General features: G+C 33.1%; 19 protein-coding genes. 18 read left to right on the top strand and 1 reads right to left on the bottom strand.

What is annotated here, in order from left to right; all coding sequences use genetic code 11:
• Positions 1–636, top strand: a complete 636-nt coding sequence (locus HMPREF3058_RS09055) for a thiamine diphosphokinase (RefSeq protein ID WP_002491384.1) — start codon at positions 1–3, stop codon at positions 634–636.
• Between the two features lie 83 nt (positions 637–719).
• Here the strand turns inward: HMPREF3058_RS09055 and rpmB are convergent, their stop codons facing one another.
• Complete coding sequence (gene rpmB / locus HMPREF3058_RS09050) at positions 720–908, bottom strand: 50S ribosomal protein L28 (RefSeq protein WP_001830107.1); 189 nt, start codon at positions 906–908, stop codon at positions 720–722.
• Between the two features lie 357 nt (positions 909–1,265).
• Between rpmB and HMPREF3058_RS09045 the strand changes: the two genes are divergently transcribed.
• The 17 genes from HMPREF3058_RS09045 to rplS all read left to right on the top strand — a co-directional run bounded on the left by HMPREF3058_RS09045 (position 1,266) and on the right by rplS (position 19,291).
• Positions 1,266–1,640, top strand: coding sequence for an Asp23/Gls24 family envelope stress response protein (locus HMPREF3058_RS09045; RefSeq protein ID WP_001830156.1), 375 nt, complete (start codon positions 1,266–1,268; stop codon positions 1,638–1,640).
• A gap of 14 nt (positions 1,641–1,654) precedes the next feature.
• Entirely contained in the window at positions 1,655–3,313 is a 1,659-nt protein-coding gene (gene fakA, locus HMPREF3058_RS09040; protein WP_002491386.1) for a fatty acid kinase catalytic subunit FakA, read from the top strand.
• A gap of 203 nt (positions 3,314–3,516) precedes the next feature.
• Positions 3,517–5,565, top strand: coding sequence for an ATP-dependent DNA helicase RecG (gene recG, locus HMPREF3058_RS09035; RefSeq protein WP_002491367.1), 2,049 nt, complete (start codon positions 3,517–3,519; stop codon positions 5,563–5,565).
• Between the two features lie 160 nt (positions 5,566–5,725).
• Positions 5,726–6,286: a transcription factor FapR gene (gene fapR / locus HMPREF3058_RS09030; protein ID WP_002491364.1), complete on the top strand. Its 561-nt coding sequence runs from the start codon at positions 5,726–5,728 to the stop codon at positions 6,284–6,286.
• 1 nt (position 6,287) lies between these two features.
• Positions 6,288–7,265: a phosphate acyltransferase PlsX gene (gene plsX, locus HMPREF3058_RS09025; RefSeq protein WP_002457382.1), complete on the top strand. Its 978-nt coding sequence runs from the start codon at positions 6,288–6,290 to the stop codon at positions 7,263–7,265.
• Between the two features lies 1 nt (position 7,266).
• Positions 7,267–8,196 carry an ACP S-malonyltransferase gene (gene fabD / locus HMPREF3058_RS09020; protein WP_002491398.1) on the top strand — a complete coding sequence of 310 codons (930 nt, stop codon included), beginning with the start codon at positions 7,267–7,269 and terminating at the stop codon, positions 8,194–8,196.
• A complete protein-coding gene (fabG, locus tag HMPREF3058_RS09015; RefSeq protein WP_001830161.1) occupies positions 8,189–8,923 on the top strand; it encodes a 3-oxoacyl-[acyl-carrier-protein] reductase in 735 nt (244 codons plus the stop codon). The genes fabD and fabG overlap by 8 nt, the downstream gene beginning before the upstream one ends.
• Positions 8,924–9,211: 288 nt before the next feature.
• Complete coding sequence (locus tag HMPREF3058_RS09010) at positions 9,212–9,445, top strand: acyl carrier protein (RefSeq protein ID WP_001830184.1); 234 nt, start codon at positions 9,212–9,214, stop codon at positions 9,443–9,445.
• Positions 9,446–9,559: 114 nt separating this feature from the next.
• On the top strand, positions 9,560–10,297 hold the full coding sequence (gene rnc / locus HMPREF3058_RS09005) for a ribonuclease III (protein ID WP_002491399.1): 738 nt from the start codon (positions 9,560–9,562) through the stop codon (positions 10,295–10,297).
• A gap of 126 nt (positions 10,298–10,423) precedes the next feature.
• The gene (gene smc, locus HMPREF3058_RS09000) at positions 10,424–13,993 is read left to right on the top strand and encodes a chromosome segregation protein SMC (RefSeq protein WP_002499370.1); all 3,570 of its coding nucleotides are present in this window, start codon (positions 10,424–10,426) and stop codon (positions 13,991–13,993) included.
• On the top strand, positions 13,990–15,216 hold the full coding sequence (gene ftsY, locus HMPREF3058_RS08995) for a signal recognition particle-docking protein FtsY (RefSeq protein ID WP_002491391.1): 1,227 nt from the start codon (positions 13,990–13,992) through the stop codon (positions 15,214–15,216). Before smc ends, ftsY begins: the two co-directional genes overlap by 4 nt.
• Before the next feature lies 1 nt (position 15,217).
• Positions 15,218–15,550 (top strand): putative DNA-binding protein, encoded by a 333-nt coding sequence (locus HMPREF3058_RS08990; RefSeq protein ID WP_002457379.1) that lies wholly within the window; start codon positions 15,218–15,220, stop codon positions 15,548–15,550.
• A gap of 30 nt (positions 15,551–15,580) precedes the next feature.
• The gene (ffh, locus tag HMPREF3058_RS08985; protein ID WP_002446275.1) at positions 15,581–16,948 is read left to right on the top strand and encodes a signal recognition particle protein; all 1,368 of its coding nucleotides are present in this window, start codon (positions 15,581–15,583) and stop codon (positions 16,946–16,948) included.
• A gap of 244 nt (positions 16,949–17,192) precedes the next feature.
• A complete protein-coding gene (gene rpsP, locus HMPREF3058_RS08980) occupies positions 17,193–17,468 on the top strand; it encodes a 30S ribosomal protein S16 (protein WP_002439483.1) in 276 nt (91 codons plus the stop codon).
• A 126-nt stretch (positions 17,469–17,594) separates the two neighbouring features.
• Positions 17,595–18,098 (top strand): ribosome maturation factor RimM, encoded by a 504-nt coding sequence (rimM, locus tag HMPREF3058_RS08975; RefSeq protein ID WP_002446276.1) that lies wholly within the window; start codon positions 17,595–17,597, stop codon positions 18,096–18,098.
• A complete protein-coding gene (trmD, locus tag HMPREF3058_RS08970; protein ID WP_002491394.1) occupies positions 18,098–18,835 on the top strand; it encodes a tRNA (guanosine(37)-N1)-methyltransferase TrmD in 738 nt (245 codons plus the stop codon). The genes rimM and trmD overlap by 1 nt, the downstream gene beginning before the upstream one ends.
• A 105-nt stretch (positions 18,836–18,940) precedes the next feature.
• Positions 18,941–19,291 (top strand): 50S ribosomal protein L19, encoded by a 351-nt coding sequence (gene rplS / locus HMPREF3058_RS08965; RefSeq protein WP_002436293.1) that lies wholly within the window; start codon positions 18,941–18,943, stop codon positions 19,289–19,291.
• Positions 19,292–19,315: the final 24 nt, after the last annotated feature.

Below are 19,315 nucleotides of genomic sequence, written 5' to 3'. Positions count from 1 at the left end.
GTGAAGATTAATTTATTATGTTCTCAGCGTTTGTTACCTAATCATATTTTCGAAAAAGAAAAAGATTCTAATTGGGCAGGTATTGATAGAGGTGCGCTTATACTCGTAAAACAAGGTATTCAACCTATATTTTCTGTAGGTGATTTTGACTCAGTGAATGACGTAGAACGTTTGATGTTGATGCAAAATCTTCATATCGAACCGGTTGAAGCTGAAAAAGATGATACTGATCTAGCTTTAGGAGTAGCTCAAGCAGTTGAAAGAGGATACACAGAAATTACAATTTATGGTGCAACAGGCGGTCGGTTAGATCACTTTATGGGTGTGCTTCAAATTTTACAAAAACCTCAATACTTACATCAGTCTATAAAAATAAAAGTCATTGATCAACAAAATCATATTCAATTATTAGGTGAAGGTAAGTATGTAATCTACAGAGATAGTAATTATCCATATATATCGTTTATCCCTCTCAACGATAAAGCTATATTAACTTTACAGGGGTTCAAATATAATTTAAATCAAGAACACTTAAATTTAGGCTCTACACTCACAATTTCAAATGAGGTAATGGATAATGAAGCAATCATTCGAGTTGAACAAGGATCAATTTTAAAAATACGTAGTCGTGACTAAAAAAAGACCTTAAAGGGCTCACCTTTAAGGTCTTAAAATTTATCCTCCACATAAGGATATTTTTATTATGTGCATTATATTTATTAAACTCTAGTAACTTTACCAGATTTTAAAGCACGTGCAGAAACCCAAACTTTCTTAGGTTTGCCGTCTACAAGGATTCTAACTTTTTGAAGGTTAGCGTTCCATCTGCGTTTATTCGCATTTAAAGCGTGTGAACGATGATTACCAGTCGAAGCTTTACGACCTGTTACGAAACATTGTTTACCCATGAAAGTACCTCCTTTAATAAATATAAATATACACTACTACTTATATACTTTAATAAGATAACACATAATGAGATTGTCGGCAATAAAGACTTTTATAAATTATAAAAATTACAATAAAATGCAATTTATTATGCTATAATTGTGTGATGTGGAGTTATATAGTATGATACTGTAAAGAAACAGTTAAATTAATTAGATAAATTTACAAACATAGTAAACCTAATTTTTAAAAATACAAATTTTATTAATTTAAAGCATCAACAATGATTTGATTTTTAAAGTATTTAAGGCATTAATAAAATAACCTAGGCACAACGCTTTAAAAATAAAATTCTGAAATTTTCAGGAGGAACAGATATGACATTAGAAATTTCAAATGACTACGGTAAAATTGATATTTCAAATGATGTAATTGCATCAGTAGTTGGTGGCAAAGCCGTTGAAAGTTATGGAATTGTTGGTATGGCATCAAGACAACAAGTTAGAGATGGTATCGCTGAAATCCTTGGACACGATAACTATGCTAAAGGCATTAAAGTTAGAGAAGACAACGGAATTATTGATGTAGATATGTATATCATCGTGAGCTATGGTGTGAAAATTTCTGAAGTAGCAAGCAATCTTCAATCAACTGTTAAATATACTTTAGAAAAAACACTAAATGTGAAAGTTAATTCAATAAATATTTTCGTACAAGGTGTACGTGTAAATGAGACAGTGAAAAAGGTTTAGGAGGACAACGTGAAATGATTAGCAAAATAAATGGTAAATTATTTGCCGATATGATTATACAAGGGGCACAAAATTTATCAAATAATGCAGACTTAGTGGATTCATTAAACGTCTATCCTGTTCCAGATGGAGATACAGGGACAAATATGAATTTAACTATTACTTCTGGTCGTGAGGAAGTCGAAAATAATTTATCTCAAAATATTGGAGAGTTAGGTAAAACATTTTCAAAAGGATTACTTATGGGAGCTCGTGGTAATTCAGGTGTTATTCTTTCTCAATTATTCAGAGGTTTTTGTAAGAATATTGAAGAAGAAAAAGAAATAAGCGTGCAACAGTTTGCTGAGAGTTTTCAAGCTGGAGTTGAAACAGCTTATAAGGCAGTTATGAAACCGGTAGAGGGGACGATTTTAACAGTAGCCAAAGATGCAGCAAAAGCCGCAATGGATTACGTGGATCAAGCTGAAGATTGCGTTGATTTAATGGTACACGTGATTGAAGCTGCAAGCGAGTCTTTAGATAATACGCCTAATTTATTAGCAGTACTTAAAGAAGTAGGCGTTGTTGATAGTGGTGGTAAAGGTTTATTATGCGTTTATGAAGGTTTCTTAAAGGGTCTTAAAGGCGAAAAAGTAGGAGCACAAGCACCTAAACTTGATACTGAATCATTTGTTAATGACGATCATGATTTTCACGGGGTTATTAATACAGAGGACATTGTTTACGGTTATTGTACGGAAATGATGGTTCGATTTGGTAAAAATAAAAAAGCATTTGACGAGCAAGAATTTCGTAATGATATGAGTGAATTCGGTGATTCGTTATTAGTAATTAATGATGATGAAATTGTTAAAGTGCACGTACATACAGAACATCCGGGGGATGTATTTAATTATGGTCAAAAATATGGTGAGCTAATTAAACTTAAAGTAGAAAACATGCGTGAACAACATCGTGAAGTTATTCGTAAGGAACAAGATGGAATTCAAAATAAAGCAACTAATGAATCCAAAACAGTTGAAACAGCTATTGTTACAATTTCTGTAGGCGATGGGATTGCTGAATTATTTAAATCTATGGGAGCAACGCACATTATTAGTGGTGGGCAAACAATGAATCCTTCTACTGAAGATATAGTTAAGGTTATTGAACAATCAAAATGTAAACGTGCAATTATCTTACCAAACAATAAAAATATTATGATGGCCAGTGAACAAGCGGCTAGTATTGTAGAAGCTGAAACTGTAGTGATTCCTACTAAATCGATTCCACAGGGAATATCAGCCTTATTCCAATATGATCAAGAATCTAGTTTAGAAGATAATAAAAGCCACATGAATGATGCTTTGGAAACTGTTCAATCTGGTTCAATTACTTTTGCAGTTAGAGATACTAAAATAGACGGTATTGAAATCCAGAAAGATGAATTCATGGGTCTAGCTGAAGATAAAATTGTGACAAGTGACGTTAATCAATTTCATGCAGTTAAAGGTCTACTCAGCAAACTTCTTAATGAAGATAGCGAAATTTTAACAATGATTTCAGGCGAAGATGCCGATAATTCAATTACAAACCAAATCATTGATTGGATTGAATCGGAGTACCCTGATGTAGAAGTAGAACAACACGAAGGTGGACAGCCTATTTATCAGTATTTCTTCGCAGTAGAATAAATAAAATACTATTTACCTTTTGATAATAAATAGTTGAAATAACGGTTAGTGATTTTAAATCACTAATCGTTATTTTTATATATAATGAGAATTTTAATAGTGAAGTGTTGATATAATTAACCCGTGAAACGCAAATTAATCAATTGAACATGGTAAAATAGATGTTGAGATTAAAGATAATGAAAAATAATAGGTGATTCATCATGTCAAAAGTTCATCTTATTGAGAGCCCGTATGCATTAGATAAAATTAAAGGTATAGGTCCAAAACGTTTAGCGTTGTTAGAAGAATTAAATATTAAATCAGTTGAAGATTTAGTATTATACTTACCGACACGTTATGAAGATAATACTGTTATTGATTTAAATCAAGCAGACGATCAAGCAACTGTAACAGTGCAAGGTGAGGTTTATTCAAGTCCAACTGTTGCTTTTTTTGGTCGTAATAAATCGAAATTAACTGTCCATCTTATGATAAATCATATCGCTGTTAAATGCGTATTTTTTAATCAACCATATTTAAAAAAGAAACTTGAACTAAATAGTATTGTCACTATAAAAGGGAAATGGAATCGTAATAAACAAGAGATTAATGGTAATCGTATTTTTTTTAATGATCAAAAAAATCAAGAGGATGCCCATTTAGAACCAGTATATCGAGTTAAAGAAGGAATAAAACAAAAGCAGTTACGAGATAACATTAGACAGGCACTTAGTGATGTTACAATTCATGAATGGTTGACTGATGACCTCAGAGAAAAGTATAAATTAGAAACTTTAGCATATACAATTCAAACATTACATCATCCTATTGATAAACAAAACTTGCTAAGAGCTAGACGAACTTATGCATTTACAGAGCTATTTATGTTTGAGCTACGTATGCAATGGTTAAATCGCTTAGAAAAGACATCAGATGAGGCTATTGAAATTAATTACGATATAAATAAAGTAAAACAATTTATTGATAGTTTGCCATTTGAGTTAACTGATGCTCAAAAAGTTAGTGTCAATGAAATATTTCGTGATTTAAAGGCGCCTATTCGTATGCATCGGTTGTTACAAGGTGATGTTGGATCCGGCAAAACTGTGGTAGCAGCAATTTGTATGTACGCCTTAAAAACTGCAGGATATCAATCTGCATTAATGGTTCCAACGGAGATTTTAGCTGAACAGCACGCTGAAAGTTTGATGCAACTATTTGGTAATACAATGAACGTAGCTTTATTAACTGGTTCTGTTAAAGGGAAAAAAAGACGACTTCTTCTAGAACAATTAGAAAATGGAACTATCGATTGTTTGATTGGTACACACGCCTTGATACAAGATGATGTTGTCTTCAATAATGTTGGATTAGTCATTACAGATGAACAGCACCGATTTGGTGTTAACCAACGACAAATTCTAAGAGAAAAAGGTGCGATGACCAATGTGTTGTTTATGACAGCGACACCAATCCCTAGAACACTCGCTATTTCTGTTTTCGGTGAAATGGATGTATCTTCAATTAAACAATTACCAAAAGGCAGAAAACCTATAAAAACAAGTTGGGCAAAACATGAGCAATATGATCAAGTACTTGCACAAATGTCGAATGAATTAAAAAAGGGTAGACAAGCCTATGTGATCTGTCCATTAATTGAAAGCTCTGAGCATTTAGAAGATGTACAAAATGTTGTAGCACTTTATGAATCCTTACAAAGTGATTACGGTAATGAAAAAGTTGGATTACTACATGGGAAAATGACTGCTGAAGAAAAAGATCAAGTCATGCAAAAATTCAGTGAACATAAAATAGATATTTTAGTTTCTACTACTGTAGTTGAGGTGGGGGTAAATGTACCTAATGCAACGTTTATGATGATTTATGATGCAGATCGATTTGGTTTATCTACATTACATCAATTACGTGGGCGTGTTGGTCGTAGTGAACATCAAAGTTATTGTGTATTAATTGCATCTCCCAAGACTGAAACAGGTATTGAACGTATGACCATTATGACTCAAACTACTGATGGATTCGAATTAAGTGAAAGAGATTTAGAAATGAGAGGTCCAGGAGATTTCTTTGGAGTAAAACAAAGCGGTCTTCCAGACTTTCTTGTAGCAAATGTAGTAGAAGATTATCGTATGCTTGAAGTTGCTAGAGATGAAGCAGCAGAACTTATACAATCTGGCCAATTTTTCGAACAACAATATAGTCATTTAAGAGAGTTTATTAAACAAAACTTACGCCACATTCGTTTTGATTAGAAAAAAATATTATACTATTCAAAGATATATTTTGATTTTATAAAAAGATACAATCAGCTGAATATAGATTGATACAGTTTATTGTTGAGTAATAGATAAAGAAAGTGTTATGATATTTAAGGAATATTTAAGACTTGGTACTAAAATGAGGGGTGAGCGTGTGAAATTAAAGAAAAACGATAGACGAGTAGCCATTAAAGAGGCTATCGAATTAAACCCCTTCATCACTGATTATGAATTGTGTGAGCAGTTTGATGTAAGTATTCAAACCATACGTTTAGATCGCACACATTTAAATATTCCTGAGTTACGTAAAAGAATTAAATTAGTCGCTGAACAGAATTATGGCCGAATCAAATCAATAGAAGCCAATGAAATTATTGGTGATTTGATTCAAGTGAATCCTGATGTTAGCGCGCAATCTCTAATTGAAATTACAATTGATTCTGTTTTTGCAAAAAGTGAGATTGCTAGAGGGCATGTCTTATTTGCACAAGCTAACTCATTATGTGTAGCTCTTATACATAAACCAATAGTATTGACACATGAAAGTCAAGTTGAATTTAAAGAAAAAGTAAAATTAAATGATACAGTTCGAGCAGATGCCCGTGTCATAGATATAACAGATAAACATTATATTATTGAAGTGAATTCTTATGTTTCAGATATGTTAGTTTTTAAAGGAAAATTCAAAATGTACTATACAAGTGAGGATGAATGAAATGGTTAAAATTGCAGTAGATATGATGGGTGGAGATGATGCGCCTGGTATTGTATTAGATGCAGTTAAAAAAGCTGTCGAGGACTTTAAAGATTTGGAAATTATTCTTTTTGGTGACGAATCACAATACAATTTAAGTCATGAGCGTATAGAGTTTCGACATTGTACCGAAAAGATTGAAATGGAAGATGAACCAGTACGTGCAATTAAACGTAAAAAAGATAGCTCCATGGTTAAGATGGCTGAGGCGGTAAAATCAGGTGAAGCTGATGGTTGTGTATCAGCGGGAAATACAGGTGCTTTAATGTCAGCTGGGTTATTTATTGTTGGACGTATTAAAGGCGTAGCAAGGCCTGCGTTAGTTGTAACATTGCCCACTACTGATGGCAAAGGTTTTGTGTTCTTAGATGTTGGTGCCAATGCTGACGCTAAAGCAGAACATTTACTACAATATGCGCAATTAGGAAATATTTACGCTCAAAAAATTCGCGGTATTCAAAATCCTTCGGTGTCACTTCTTAATATTGGCACTGAAGCAGCTAAAGGAAATTCTTTAACTAAAAAAGCATATGATTTATTTGAGAAAAATCAATCATTTAACTTTACAGGTAATATTGAAGCAAAAACACTTATGGATGGAAATGTTGATGTCGTAGTAACAGATGGTTATACAGGTAACATGGTCCTTAAAAATCTTGAAGGCACTGCAAAGTCTATAGGTAAAATGTTGAAAGAAACAATAATGAGTAGCTTCAAAAATAAATTAGCTGGTGCAGTGTTGAAAAAAGATTTAGACACATTTGCTAAGAAAATGGACTACTCAGAATATGGTGGATCAGTATTATTAGGTTTAGATGGTACGGTTGTAAAAGCTCACGGTAGTTCAAACGCTAAAGCATTTTATTCTGCAATTAGACAAGCAAAAATTGCTGGTGAAGAGAATATCGTTCAAATTATGAAAGATACAGTAGGTGAGTAAAATGGGTAAAATAGCAGTTGTATTCCCTGGTCAAGGTGCACAAAAAGTAGGGATGGCTAGTGATTTATATAACGAAGAAGAACGCTCGACTCGAGTATTAAATTTAGCTCAAGAGACAGTAGACTTTGATTTGTTAGAAACGATGTTTACTGATAATGATGGGAAATTAGGAGAAACAGAAAATACACAACCTGCACTATTAACACATAGTATTGCGTTACTAGAATCTTTAAATCATTTAAAAGTAGATTATACTATGGGACATAGCTTAGGAGAATATTCAAGTTTAGTTGCTAGTGGTGTATTAGCTTTTGAAGATGCAGTTAGAATTGTACGTAAACGTGGCCAACTTATGGCTCAAGCGTTTCCTAACGGTGTTGGAGGTATGGCAGCAGTATTAGGTTTGGACTATGATGATGTTGATAAGATATGTCAAACGTTATCTACAAATGAACAGTTAATTGAACCTGCTAATATTAACTCACCAGGTCAAATCGTGGTGTCTGGACATAAACCTTTAATTGATGAATTAGTAGAAAAGGGCAAAGAACTTGGAGCTAAACGCGTTCTTCCGTTAGCTGTTTCCGGTCCTTTTCACTCTTCAATGATGAAAGTTATTGAAGAGGATTTTGCTAATTTCATTAATCAATTTGAGTGGCATAATGCTAATTATCCAATTGTTCAGAATGTTAATGCAAAGGGAGAAACCGATGCCGAAGTAATTAAACGCAATATGGTTAAACAATTATATTCACCTGTTCAATTTATTCAATCAACGGAGTGGTTGATTAATCAAGGTGTCGATCACTTTATTGAAATTGGACCTGGAAAAGTATTATCTGGGCTCATCAAAAAAATTAATCGAGATGTAAAAATCACTTCAATTCAAACACTTGAAGATGTGAAAGGATGGAATAATAATCATGAATAAAAGTGCTTTAGTTACAGGTGCTTCTCGTGGTATAGGTAGAAGCATTGCATTGCAATTAGCGGAAGAAGGATATAATGTAGCTGTCAATTATGCTGGAAGTAAAGATAAAGCAGAAGCAGTTGTTGAAGAAATTAAAGCTAAAGGTGTAGAAAGTTTTGCAATACAAGCCAATGTTGCAAAAGGCGATGAAGTTAAAGAAATGATTAAAGAAGTGGTAAGTCAATTTGGTTCTGTAGACGTATTAGTTAACAATGCAGGAATAACTAAAGACAACTTACTTATGCGCATGAAAGAACAAGAGTGGGATGACGTGATTGATACGAACTTAAAAGGCGTGTTTAACTGTATTCAAAAAGTAACGCCACAAATGTTACGTCAACGTAGTGGTGCAATCATTAATTTAACTAGTATTGTTGGTGCAATGGGTAATCCTGGACAAGCAAACTATGTTGCAACAAAAGCAGGTGTTATTGGATTAACTAAAACAGCAGCACGAGAACTAGCATCACGAGGTATTACAGTGAACGCTGTAGCACCTGGCTTCATCGTTTCAGATATGACAAATGCTTTAAGTGATGATTTGAAGGATCAAATGTTAGAGCAAATTCCTTTAAAACGTTTTGGAGAAGATACAGATATAGCTAATACTGTTGCCTTTCTAGCTTCTGATAAAGCTAAATATATTACAGGCCAAACAATTCATGTTAATGGCGGAATGTATATGTAATGTTCGAAAAGGAGCAAACGAACACATGAGCTGAGGCTCATGTATAAGAAACACTAAATACACATGTATTAAGTGAAAAGAGGAACACATGAGCTGAGACTCATGTATAAGAAACACTAAATACACATGTATTAAGTGAAAAGAGGAACACATGAGCTGAGGCTCATGCATAAGAAACACTAAATACACATGTATTAAGTGTTTCTAAAATTCTACTTGTATTTTAGAAAGTAAAATGGGAAAATAAAATAGTCTATCAAAAGACTCTTTAAAAGGAGGTGAAGCGACGTGGAAAACTTCGATAAAGTAAAAGACATCATCGTTGATCGTTTAGGCGTAGATGCTGACAAGGTAACTGAAGACGCATCATTCAAAGATGATTTAGGCGCTGACTCACTTGATATCGCTGAATTAGTAATGGAATTAGAAGACGAATTTGGTACTGAAATTCCTGATGAAGAAGCAGAAAAAATCAACACTGTTGGTGATGCTGTTAAATACATCAACAGCCTTGAAAAATAAAATGATTAATATCTGAGTCGTCTTCTCGTCGGCTCAGATTTTTTCTTTAGTTTTAGCCTGTTTTCACGTAAAATTAAATTAAGCTTTTAAACTTTATAGTTAGGAGGTTAGGTTGTGGCTAACCAGAAAAAGAAAGAAATGGTACATGATTTTCAACAAAAGTTTACTGATAAAATGAAGTCGTTAGGATTACATTTTAAAAATATTGATTTATATCAACAAGCTTTCTCTCATTCAAGTTTTATTAATGACTTTAATATGAATCGTTTAGAACATAACGAACGTTTAGAATTTTTAGGTGATGCGGTATTAGAATTGACGGTTTCACGCTATCTTTTTGACAGACATCCTCATTTACCAGAAGGTAATTTGACAAAGATGCGCGCAACAATTGTTTGTGAACCTTCACTTGTGATATTTGCGAATAAAATTAAATTAAACGAACTGATTTTATTAGGTAAAGGTGAAGAGAAGACAGGAGGCAGAACAAGACCTTCCCTTATTTCAGATGCTTTTGAAGCTTTTGTAGGTGCACTATATTTAGATCAAGGTTTAGACACAGTATGGACATTTGCTGAAAAAGTTATCTTTCCGTATGTAGAAGATGACGAGCTCATTGGTGTCGTAGACTTTAAAACACAATTCCAAGAATATGTGCATAGCCAAAATAAAGGAGATGTGACATACCAATTAATTAAAGAAGAGGGTCCCGCACATCATAGACTATTTACATCGGAAGTGATTTTAGAAAATAAAGCAGTTGCAGAGGGTAAAGGAAAGACAAAGAAGGAATCCGAACAAAAGGCAGCAGAACAAGCGTATAAACTAATGAAAAATAAAAAATCATTATAATTATAAAAATATGATAATCTATGATTGATCATCATATAAAGCTTCAATCTATATTGATAATTTTGAATAATTGTTAATATAGCCCCAAGCTTATCAACTCAACACGACTGTGATAAGGAGAATACAATGGTTTATTTAAAATCAATTGATGCCATAGGATTTAAATCTTTTGCCGACCATACCAATGTTCAATTTGATAAAGGTGTGACAGCTATTGTTGGTCCTAATGGAAGTGGTAAAAGTAATATTACTGATGCAATTAAATGGGTACTAGGTGAACAATCTGCCAAATCACTACGTGGTGCTAAAATGGAAGATATCATTTTTTCAGGTGCTGAACATAGAAAAGCTCAAAATTTTGCTGAAGTAAAACTTAAATTAGATAATCATTCACAAAAATTACAAATTGATTCTGAGGAATTAGTTGTCACACGCCGTCTCTATCGAAGTGGTGAGAGTGAATATTATTTAAATAATGATCGTGCACGGTTAAAGGATATTATAGATTTATTTCTCGATTCAGGACTTGGAAAGGAAGCATTTAGTATTATTTCTCAAGGACGAGTAGATGAAATATTGAATGCAAAACCAATCAATCGTCGACAAATTATTGAAGAATCTGCTGGAGTACTTAAATATAAAAAGCGTAAAGCTGAATCGATTCAAAAACTTGACCATACTGAATATAATCTTAATCGGGTCGAAGATATCTTATATGATTTAGAGGGACGAGTGGAACCGTTAAAAGAAGAGGCGGCCATTGCTAAAGAATATAAGCAATTATCTAAAGAAATGGAGCAAAGTGATGTCATCGTTACAGTATCTGACATTGATCATTATACCGAAGATAATCAACGATTAGATGAGCGTTTAAATCACCTAAAGAGTCAACAGGCTGAGAAAGAAGGTCAACAAGCTCAAATCAATCAGTTACTACAACGATATAAAGGTAAACGCCAACAAAACGATTATGACATTGAAAAGTTAAATTATGAATTAGTTAAAGCAACTGAGAATTATGAGCAATTATCAGGTAAGCTAAATGTATTAGAAGAACGAAAGAAAAACCAATCAGAAACAAATGCAAGATATGAGGAAGAATTAGATAATTTAGAATCACAAATTGATTCTATTAAAAATGAAAAAGCTCAAAATGAAAAATTATTAGCCGATTTGAAAAATAAGCAAAAGCAATTAAACAAGGAAGTTCAAGAATTAGAGTCACTTCTTTATGTATCTGATGAACAACACGACGAAAAACTGGAAGAAATTAAAAATAGTTATTATACATTGATGTCAGAACAATCAGATGTTAATAATGATATAAGATTTTTAGAACATACAATCAATGAAAATGAAGCAAAAAAATCACGATTAGATTCGCGTTTAGTAGAGGCTTTCAATCAACTTAAAGATATTCAACAAAATATTACTCAAACAAACAAGGCATATCAAAGTTCTAAGAAATCTATGCAAAAAGTAGAACAAAATATTCAACAATTAGAACGACAGTTGACAGATTCTAAAAGACTTCTTTCTGAATATGAAAATAAACTATATCAAGCCTATCGTTATAATGAAAAGTTAAAATCAAGAATTGATAGTTTAGCTACTCAAGAGGAAGATTACACGTATTTCTTTAATGGTGTAAAGCACATTTTGAAAGCAAAAGATAAAGAACTAAGAGGGATTCATGGTGCGGTTGCAGAAGTAATTAACGTTCCTTCAGAAATGACACAAGCAATTGAAACCGCCTTAGGTGCATCGTTACAGCACATTATTGTTGATAATGAAAAAGACGGTCGTCAAGCAATCCAATACTTGAAGCAAAGAGGTTTAGGTCGTGCTACTTTTTTACCATTAAACGTGATTCAACCAAGACATGTAGCTGCTGAGATTAAAGATGTAGCTCGTAGTTCACAAGGATTTATTAATATTGCATCTGATGCCATAAATGTATCTGCTAAATATCAAAACATCATTGAAAATTTATTAGGTAATACCATCATTGTAGAAAATTTAAAACATGCAAATGAACTTGCACGTGCCATTCGATATCGGACAAGAATAGTAACTTTAGAAGGTGATGTTGTAAATCCTGGTGGTTCCATGACAGGAGGAGGAGCACGTAAAACAAAAAGTATATTGTCACAAAAAGATGAATTATCAACAATGCGAAATCAACTTGAAGATTATCAACGACAAACAGCAGAATTTGAACGTCAGTTTAAAGAACAAAAAACACAAGCTGAACAATTAAGTGAACAATATTTTAGTGCAAGTCAGCAGTACAACAATTTAAAAGAACAAGTACATCATCACGAATTAGAACTAGATAGACTAAAAACACAAGAAGCACATCTTAAAAATGAACATGAAGAGTTCGAATTTGAAAAAAATGATGGATATCAAAGTGATAAAAGTAAAGAAACTTTAAAAGAAAAGCAAAATCATTTAACTGAGATACAACAACAATTGAAGCAACTAGAAAATGATATTGAAAGATATACACAATTATCAAAAGAGGGAAAAGCTTCGACACATCAAACACAACAGCAACTACATCAAAAACAATCTGATTTAGCTGTTGTTAAAGAGAGAATTAAATCGCAAAAGCAAGTACACGAACGTTTAGATAAACAACTTAGCGATTCAGAACGTCAAAAACTTGAAGTAAATGAAAAAATCAAATTGTTTAATTCAGATGAAATGATGGGTGAAGATGCTTTTGAAAAGTTGAAAGAGCAAATTCAGCAACAAGAAAATGTAAGACAAAATTTAAATCAACAACTTAGTGAGATTAAACAGCAACGTAAAGATTTTAATGAGAAAATCGAAATAAATGAAAGTCAGCTTCAAAAATGTCATCAAGATATACTTTCTATAGAAAATTATTACCAAGATATTAAAGCAAAACAATCAAAGCTAGATGTATTAATCAATCATGCAATAGATCATTTAAATGACACATATCAACTCACAGTAGAACGTGCAAGAATGGAATATGATTCTGATGAAACTATTGACAATTTGCGTAAAAAAGTAAAATTAACGAAGATGTCGATCGATGAATTAGGTCCTGTAAATTTAAATGCTATAGAACAATTTGAAGAGTTGAATGAGCGATACACATTTTTAAATGAGCAACGAACAGATTTAAGAGAAGCAAAAGAAACCTTAGAACAAATCATTCATGAAATGGATAAAGAAGTAGAAGGACGTTTTAAAACAACATTTCATGCAGTTCAAGATCATTTTACGACAGTGTTTAAGCAATTATTTGGTGGTGGACAAGCAGAACTTCGTTTAACTGAAGATGACTATTTGTCTGCTGGCGTTGATATCATCGTGCAACCGCCAGGAAAGAAATTACAACATCTTTCATTATTAAGCGGTGGTGAACGTGCTTTAAGTGCTATAGCGCTATTGTTCGCCATTCTCAAAGTTCGATCAGCACCTTTTGTTATACTAGATGAAGTAGAAGCGGCATTAGATGAAGCTAATGTGATACGATATGCTCAATATTTAAATGAATTATCTACGGAAACACAATTCATTGTAATTACACACCGGAAGGGAACGATGGAGTTTTCTGATCGTTTATATGGTGTAACAATGCAAGAGTCTGGTGTTTCTAAGTTAGTTAGCGTCAACCTAAATACAATAGATGAGGTTATGAAGGAGGAACAAGCATGAGTTTTTTTAAACGTCTGAAAGATAAATTTTCTAGTAAAAATGAAGATGATAATCAAAAAGACCTAGATGAAACTGTAGATTCAAATGTTAACAGTGATTCAGATTCAATGGATCCGAATGATTCTGATGAACAAGTTAAACCCAAAAAGAAACCTAAAAAATTAAGTGAAGCTGATTTTGACGAAGATGGCTTGATATCGATTGAAGATTTTGAAGAAATAGAAGCTCAAAAAATTGGAGCAAAATTCAAGGCCGGTTTGGAAAAATCACGTCAAAACTTCCAAGAACAGTTAAATAATTTAATTGCTCGATATAGAAAAGTTGACGAAGATTTCTTCGAAGCTCTGGAAGAAATGCTTATTACTGCGGACGTTGGTTTTAATACTGTTATGAAATTAACTGATGAGCTACGTACAGAAGCACAAAGACGTAATATACAAGAAACAGAAGACTTAAGAGAGGTTATAGTTGAGAAGATTGTAGAAATCTATCATCAAGAGGACGATCATTCTGAAGCAATGAATATTGAAGATGGACGTTTAAATGTCATACTGATGGTTGGTGTGAATGGTGTCGGCAAAACAACAACAATTGGTAAATTAGCTTATCGTTATCAACAAGAAGGTAAAAAAGTAATGTTAGCTGCTGGTGATACCTTTAGAGCTGGAGCAATTCAACAATTAAACGTCTGGGGAGAACGTGTTGGCGTTGAAGTTGTGAGTCAAAACGAAGGTTCTGATCCTGCGGCAGTAGTATATGATGCGATTAATGCAGCAAAAAATAAAGACGTAGATATTTTAATTTGTGACACTGCAGGACGCTTGCAAAATAAATCTAATTTAATGCAAGAGTTAGATAAAATGAAACGTGTGATTAATCGAGCAATACCTGATGCCCCCCATGAAGCTTTATTATGCTTAGATGCAACAACTGGTCAAAATGCACTTTCACAAGCACGTTCATTTAAGGAAGTTACAAATGTCTCAGGTATAGTTTTAACTAAATTAGACGGTACTGCTAAAGGGGGTATTGTATTAGCAATTCGAAATGAGTTACACATTCCAGTTAAATATGTTGGTTTAGGTGAAAAAATGGATGACTTACAACCGTTTAATCCTGAAAGCTATGTATATGGATTATTTGCTGATATGATAGAACAAAATGAAGATATTCCTGAAGAAATCTCTAGAAATTCATCCGTTGAATCTGAAGAAGGTAACTAAAATGGGACAAAATGATTTAGTTAAAACATTGCGTATGAATTATCTATTTGATTTTTATCAAAGTTTGCTTACAAATAAACAAAAAAATTATCTCGAATTATTTTATTTACAAGATTATTCTTTAAGTGAAATTGCTGATACATTTGAAGTGAGTAGACAAGCAGTTTATGATAATATAAGAAGAACTGGCGATTTAGTAGAAGATTATGAATCGAAATTACGACTATACCAAAGATTCGAGAAACGTCGTGAATTATATAACTTAATGAAACAATCACTTAATCAACCTGAGTTGCTTAAACAATATATCACTCAATTAGAAGAATTAGAGTAGTGATCATTATAATAAAGGAGGGCAAACGTTATGGCATTTGAAGGATTATCCGATCGCTTACAAGCCACGATGCAAAAAATGCGTGGTAAAGGGAAAGTAACAGAAGCAGACATTAAAACGATGATGCGTGAAGTGAGATTAGCGTTATTGGAAGCCGATGTTAACTTCAAAGTTGTTAAGGAATTTGTTAAGACTGTTTCAGAACGTGCGCTAGGTTCTGATGTCATGCAATCTTTAACACCTGGCCAACAGGTTATTAAAATCGTACAAGAAGAACTTACTAGCTTAATGGGTGGAGAAAATACATCCATTAAGATGGCAAACAAACCACCAACTGTTGTTATGATGGTAGGCTTACAAGGTGCAGGTAAAACGACGACAGCAGGTAAGTTGGCATTATTAATGCGTAAAAAATATAACAAGAAACCTTTACTTGTGGCAGGAGATATTTATCGTCCAGCTGCTATTGATCAATTACAAACAGTAGGTAAACAAATTGATATCCCTGTGTATAGTGAAGGTGATCAAGTATCACCACAACAAATTGTTGAAAATGCTTTAAAACATGCTAAAGAAGAACATCTAGATTTCGTTATCATTGATACAGCTGGTCGTTTGCATATTGATGAAACACTTATGAATGAGCTTCAAGAAGTTAAAGAAATTTCTAAACCAGATGAAATTATGCTTGTTGTTGATGCAATGACAGGTCAAGATGCTGTGAATGTGGCACAATCATTTGATGAACAATTAGATGTTTCAGGTGTAACATTGACTAAATTAGATGGTGATACACGTGGTGGTGCAGCACTTTCAATCCGTTCCGTTACCCAAAAACCTATTAAATTTGTAGGTATGAGTGAGAAATTGGATGGTTTAGAATTATTCCACCCTGAACGAATGGCTTCGCGTATTTTAGGTATGGGTGATGTTTTAAGTCTCATTGAAAAAGCGCAACAAGATGTAGATCAAGAAAAGGCTAAAGATCTAGAGAAGAAGATGCGAGAGTCATCATTTACATTAGATGATTTCTTAGAACAGTTAGATCAAGTTAAGAATTTAGGTCCTTTAGATGATATAATGAAAATGATTCCTGGTATGAATAAAATGAAAGGTTTAGATAAGCTTAATATGAGTGATAAACAAATTGATCATATTAAAGCGATTATACAATCTATGACACCTAAAGAACGTTCAAACCCTGAAACATTAAATGTATCGCGTAAAAAACGTATTGCAAAAGGATCCGGCCGATCTTTACAAGAAGTTAATCGACTAATGAAACAATTTAATGATATGAAGAAAATGATGAAACAATTTACTGGTGGCGGTAAAGGTAAAAAAGCTAAACGAAACCAAATGCAAAATATGTTAAAGGGTATGAACTTACCGTTTTAATTTATGAAATCAAGCATCAAAACTTGAGAGTGTCTTCGATGCTTGATTTTTTTGAACCTTAATAAGGATTGTTAACAAAATTAACAGAAACGCCTGAGCTAAAGCACATGCATAACCAAAAGTACGATTTACTTCGTAAATCTACTTTTGGTAAAGAAAAAAGTCTTTACAAAAATTTGTGTAACTGTTATTATTTATTCTTGTAGAAAATAAAATAATAAACACATAAAGGAGAGTAATTTAAATGGCAGTTAAAATTCGTTTAACTCGTTTAGGTTCTAAAAGAAACCCATTCTATCGTATCGTAGTTGCAGATGCACGTTCACCACGTGATGGTCGTATCATTGAGCAATTAGGTACTTACAATCCAGCACACGTTAATGCACCAGAAGTTAAAATCGACGAAGAATTAGCTTTAAAATGGTTACACGACGGTGCTAAACCAACTGATACAGTTCACAATATCTTATCTAGAGAAGGTATTTTGAAAAAATTTGATGAACAAAAGAATGCTAAATAATTAGCTCATGTTTTTGTGGGACGCCAATATGGCGTCCTTTTTTAATCATATTTATTTGTTACATACATACGTGTTAATATATATTTGATTCAGTTTAATAAACTTTATTTAGAAGGAGGGTCATATATGGAAGTAGAGGTTGGACAAATAGTCAATACCCATGGTATTAAAGGGGAAGTAAAGGTGAAATCCAACTCTGATTTTACTGAAACACGATTTCAACCTGGTGAACAATTACTTGTAAAACATAATAATACTGAAATTGTTTATACGGTCGATTCTTATCGTATACATAAAGGGTTTCACATGTTAAGGTTTGAAGGAATCAACAACATAAATGATATTGAACATTTGAAAGGTGATTATATTTATCAAGAACGTGATCACCAAGATATAGAATTAGGAGAGCATGAATATTATTATTCGGATATAATTGGTTGTACAGTTTTTAAAGATGATGATACGCCAATTGGCCGGGTGATTAATATTTTTGAAACAGGTGCTAATGACGTTTGGATTGTGAAAGGTGAAAAAGAGTATCTCATTCCTTATATTGAAGATGTTGTGAAGGATATTGATATAGAAAATAAAACGATTAAAATTACACCGATGGAAGGATTGTTAGATTAATGAAGATAGATTATTTAACGCTATTTCCTGAAATGTTTGAAGGTGTTTTAAACCACTCAATACTAAAACGTGCGCAAGATAAGGGAATCATCAATGTTAATACTATCAATTTCCGAGATTATTCTATTAATAAGCATAATCAAGTTGATGATTACCCATTTGGTGGTGGCCAAGGTATGGTATTAAAGCCTGAACCTGTTTTTAATGCTATGGAAGACATAAATCGTAATGAACATACTCGAGTGATACTTATGTGTCCACAAGGCCGTCCCTTTACTCAAGAGATTGCACAAGAATTAAGTGGAGCAAAACATATTGTCTTTATTTGCGGACACTATGAAGGATATGATGAGCGCATACGTAAGCATCTTGTAACTGACGAAATATCAATGGGTGATTATGTCCTAACTGGTGGAGAGTTACCAGCAATGACGATGACGGATGCAATAGTGAGGCTTATTCCAGGCGTCTTAGGTAATCAAGCATCACATCAAGATGATTCATTTTCAGATGGATTGTTAGAATTTCCTCAATACACACGTCCTCGTGAATATAAAAATATGAGCGTACCTGAAGTATTATTATCTGGCAATCATGCGCACATTGATCAGTGGAGACATGAGCAAAAGCTCATTCGTACTTATGAAAAGCGACCAGATTTATTAGAACAATATCCATTAACTGAAAAAGATAGAGAAATTTTAGAAACCTATAAAAAGAAATTGAAAAATGATTAACGTTATGCTATTATAATTCAAGTGTGAAAAAACACTAATAATCACTATGATCCGCTGCTATACTTTTGTCTAGGCAAGAACATAGGTTGAAGGAGAGAATTTATAATGAGTAATCATAAGTTAATCGAAGCAGTAACTAAATCACAATTACGTACTGATTTACCCACTTTCCGTTCAGGAGACACTTTACGTGTACACGTAAGAATCGTTGAAGGTTCTCGCGAACGTATCCAAGTTTTCGAAGGTGTTGTAATTAAACGCCGTGGTGGAGGAATTTCAGAAACTTTCACAGTTCGTAAAATTTCTTCTGGTGTAGGTGTGGAAAGAACTTTCCCATTACACACGCCTAAAATCGAAAAAATTGAAGTTAAACGTCGTGGTAAAGTACGTCGTGCTAAATTATATTACCTACGTAGTTTACGTGGTAAAGCTGCTAGAATTCAAGAAATTCGCTAATCAGTATATTCGACAATTTATAAA

It is taken from the genome of Staphylococcus sp. HMSC068G11 (assembly GCF_001815825.1).
GTDB lineage: Bacteria > Bacillota > Bacilli > Staphylococcales > Staphylococcaceae > Staphylococcus > Staphylococcus epidermidis.
This window is presented reverse-complemented; position numbering and strand designations above follow the sequence as displayed.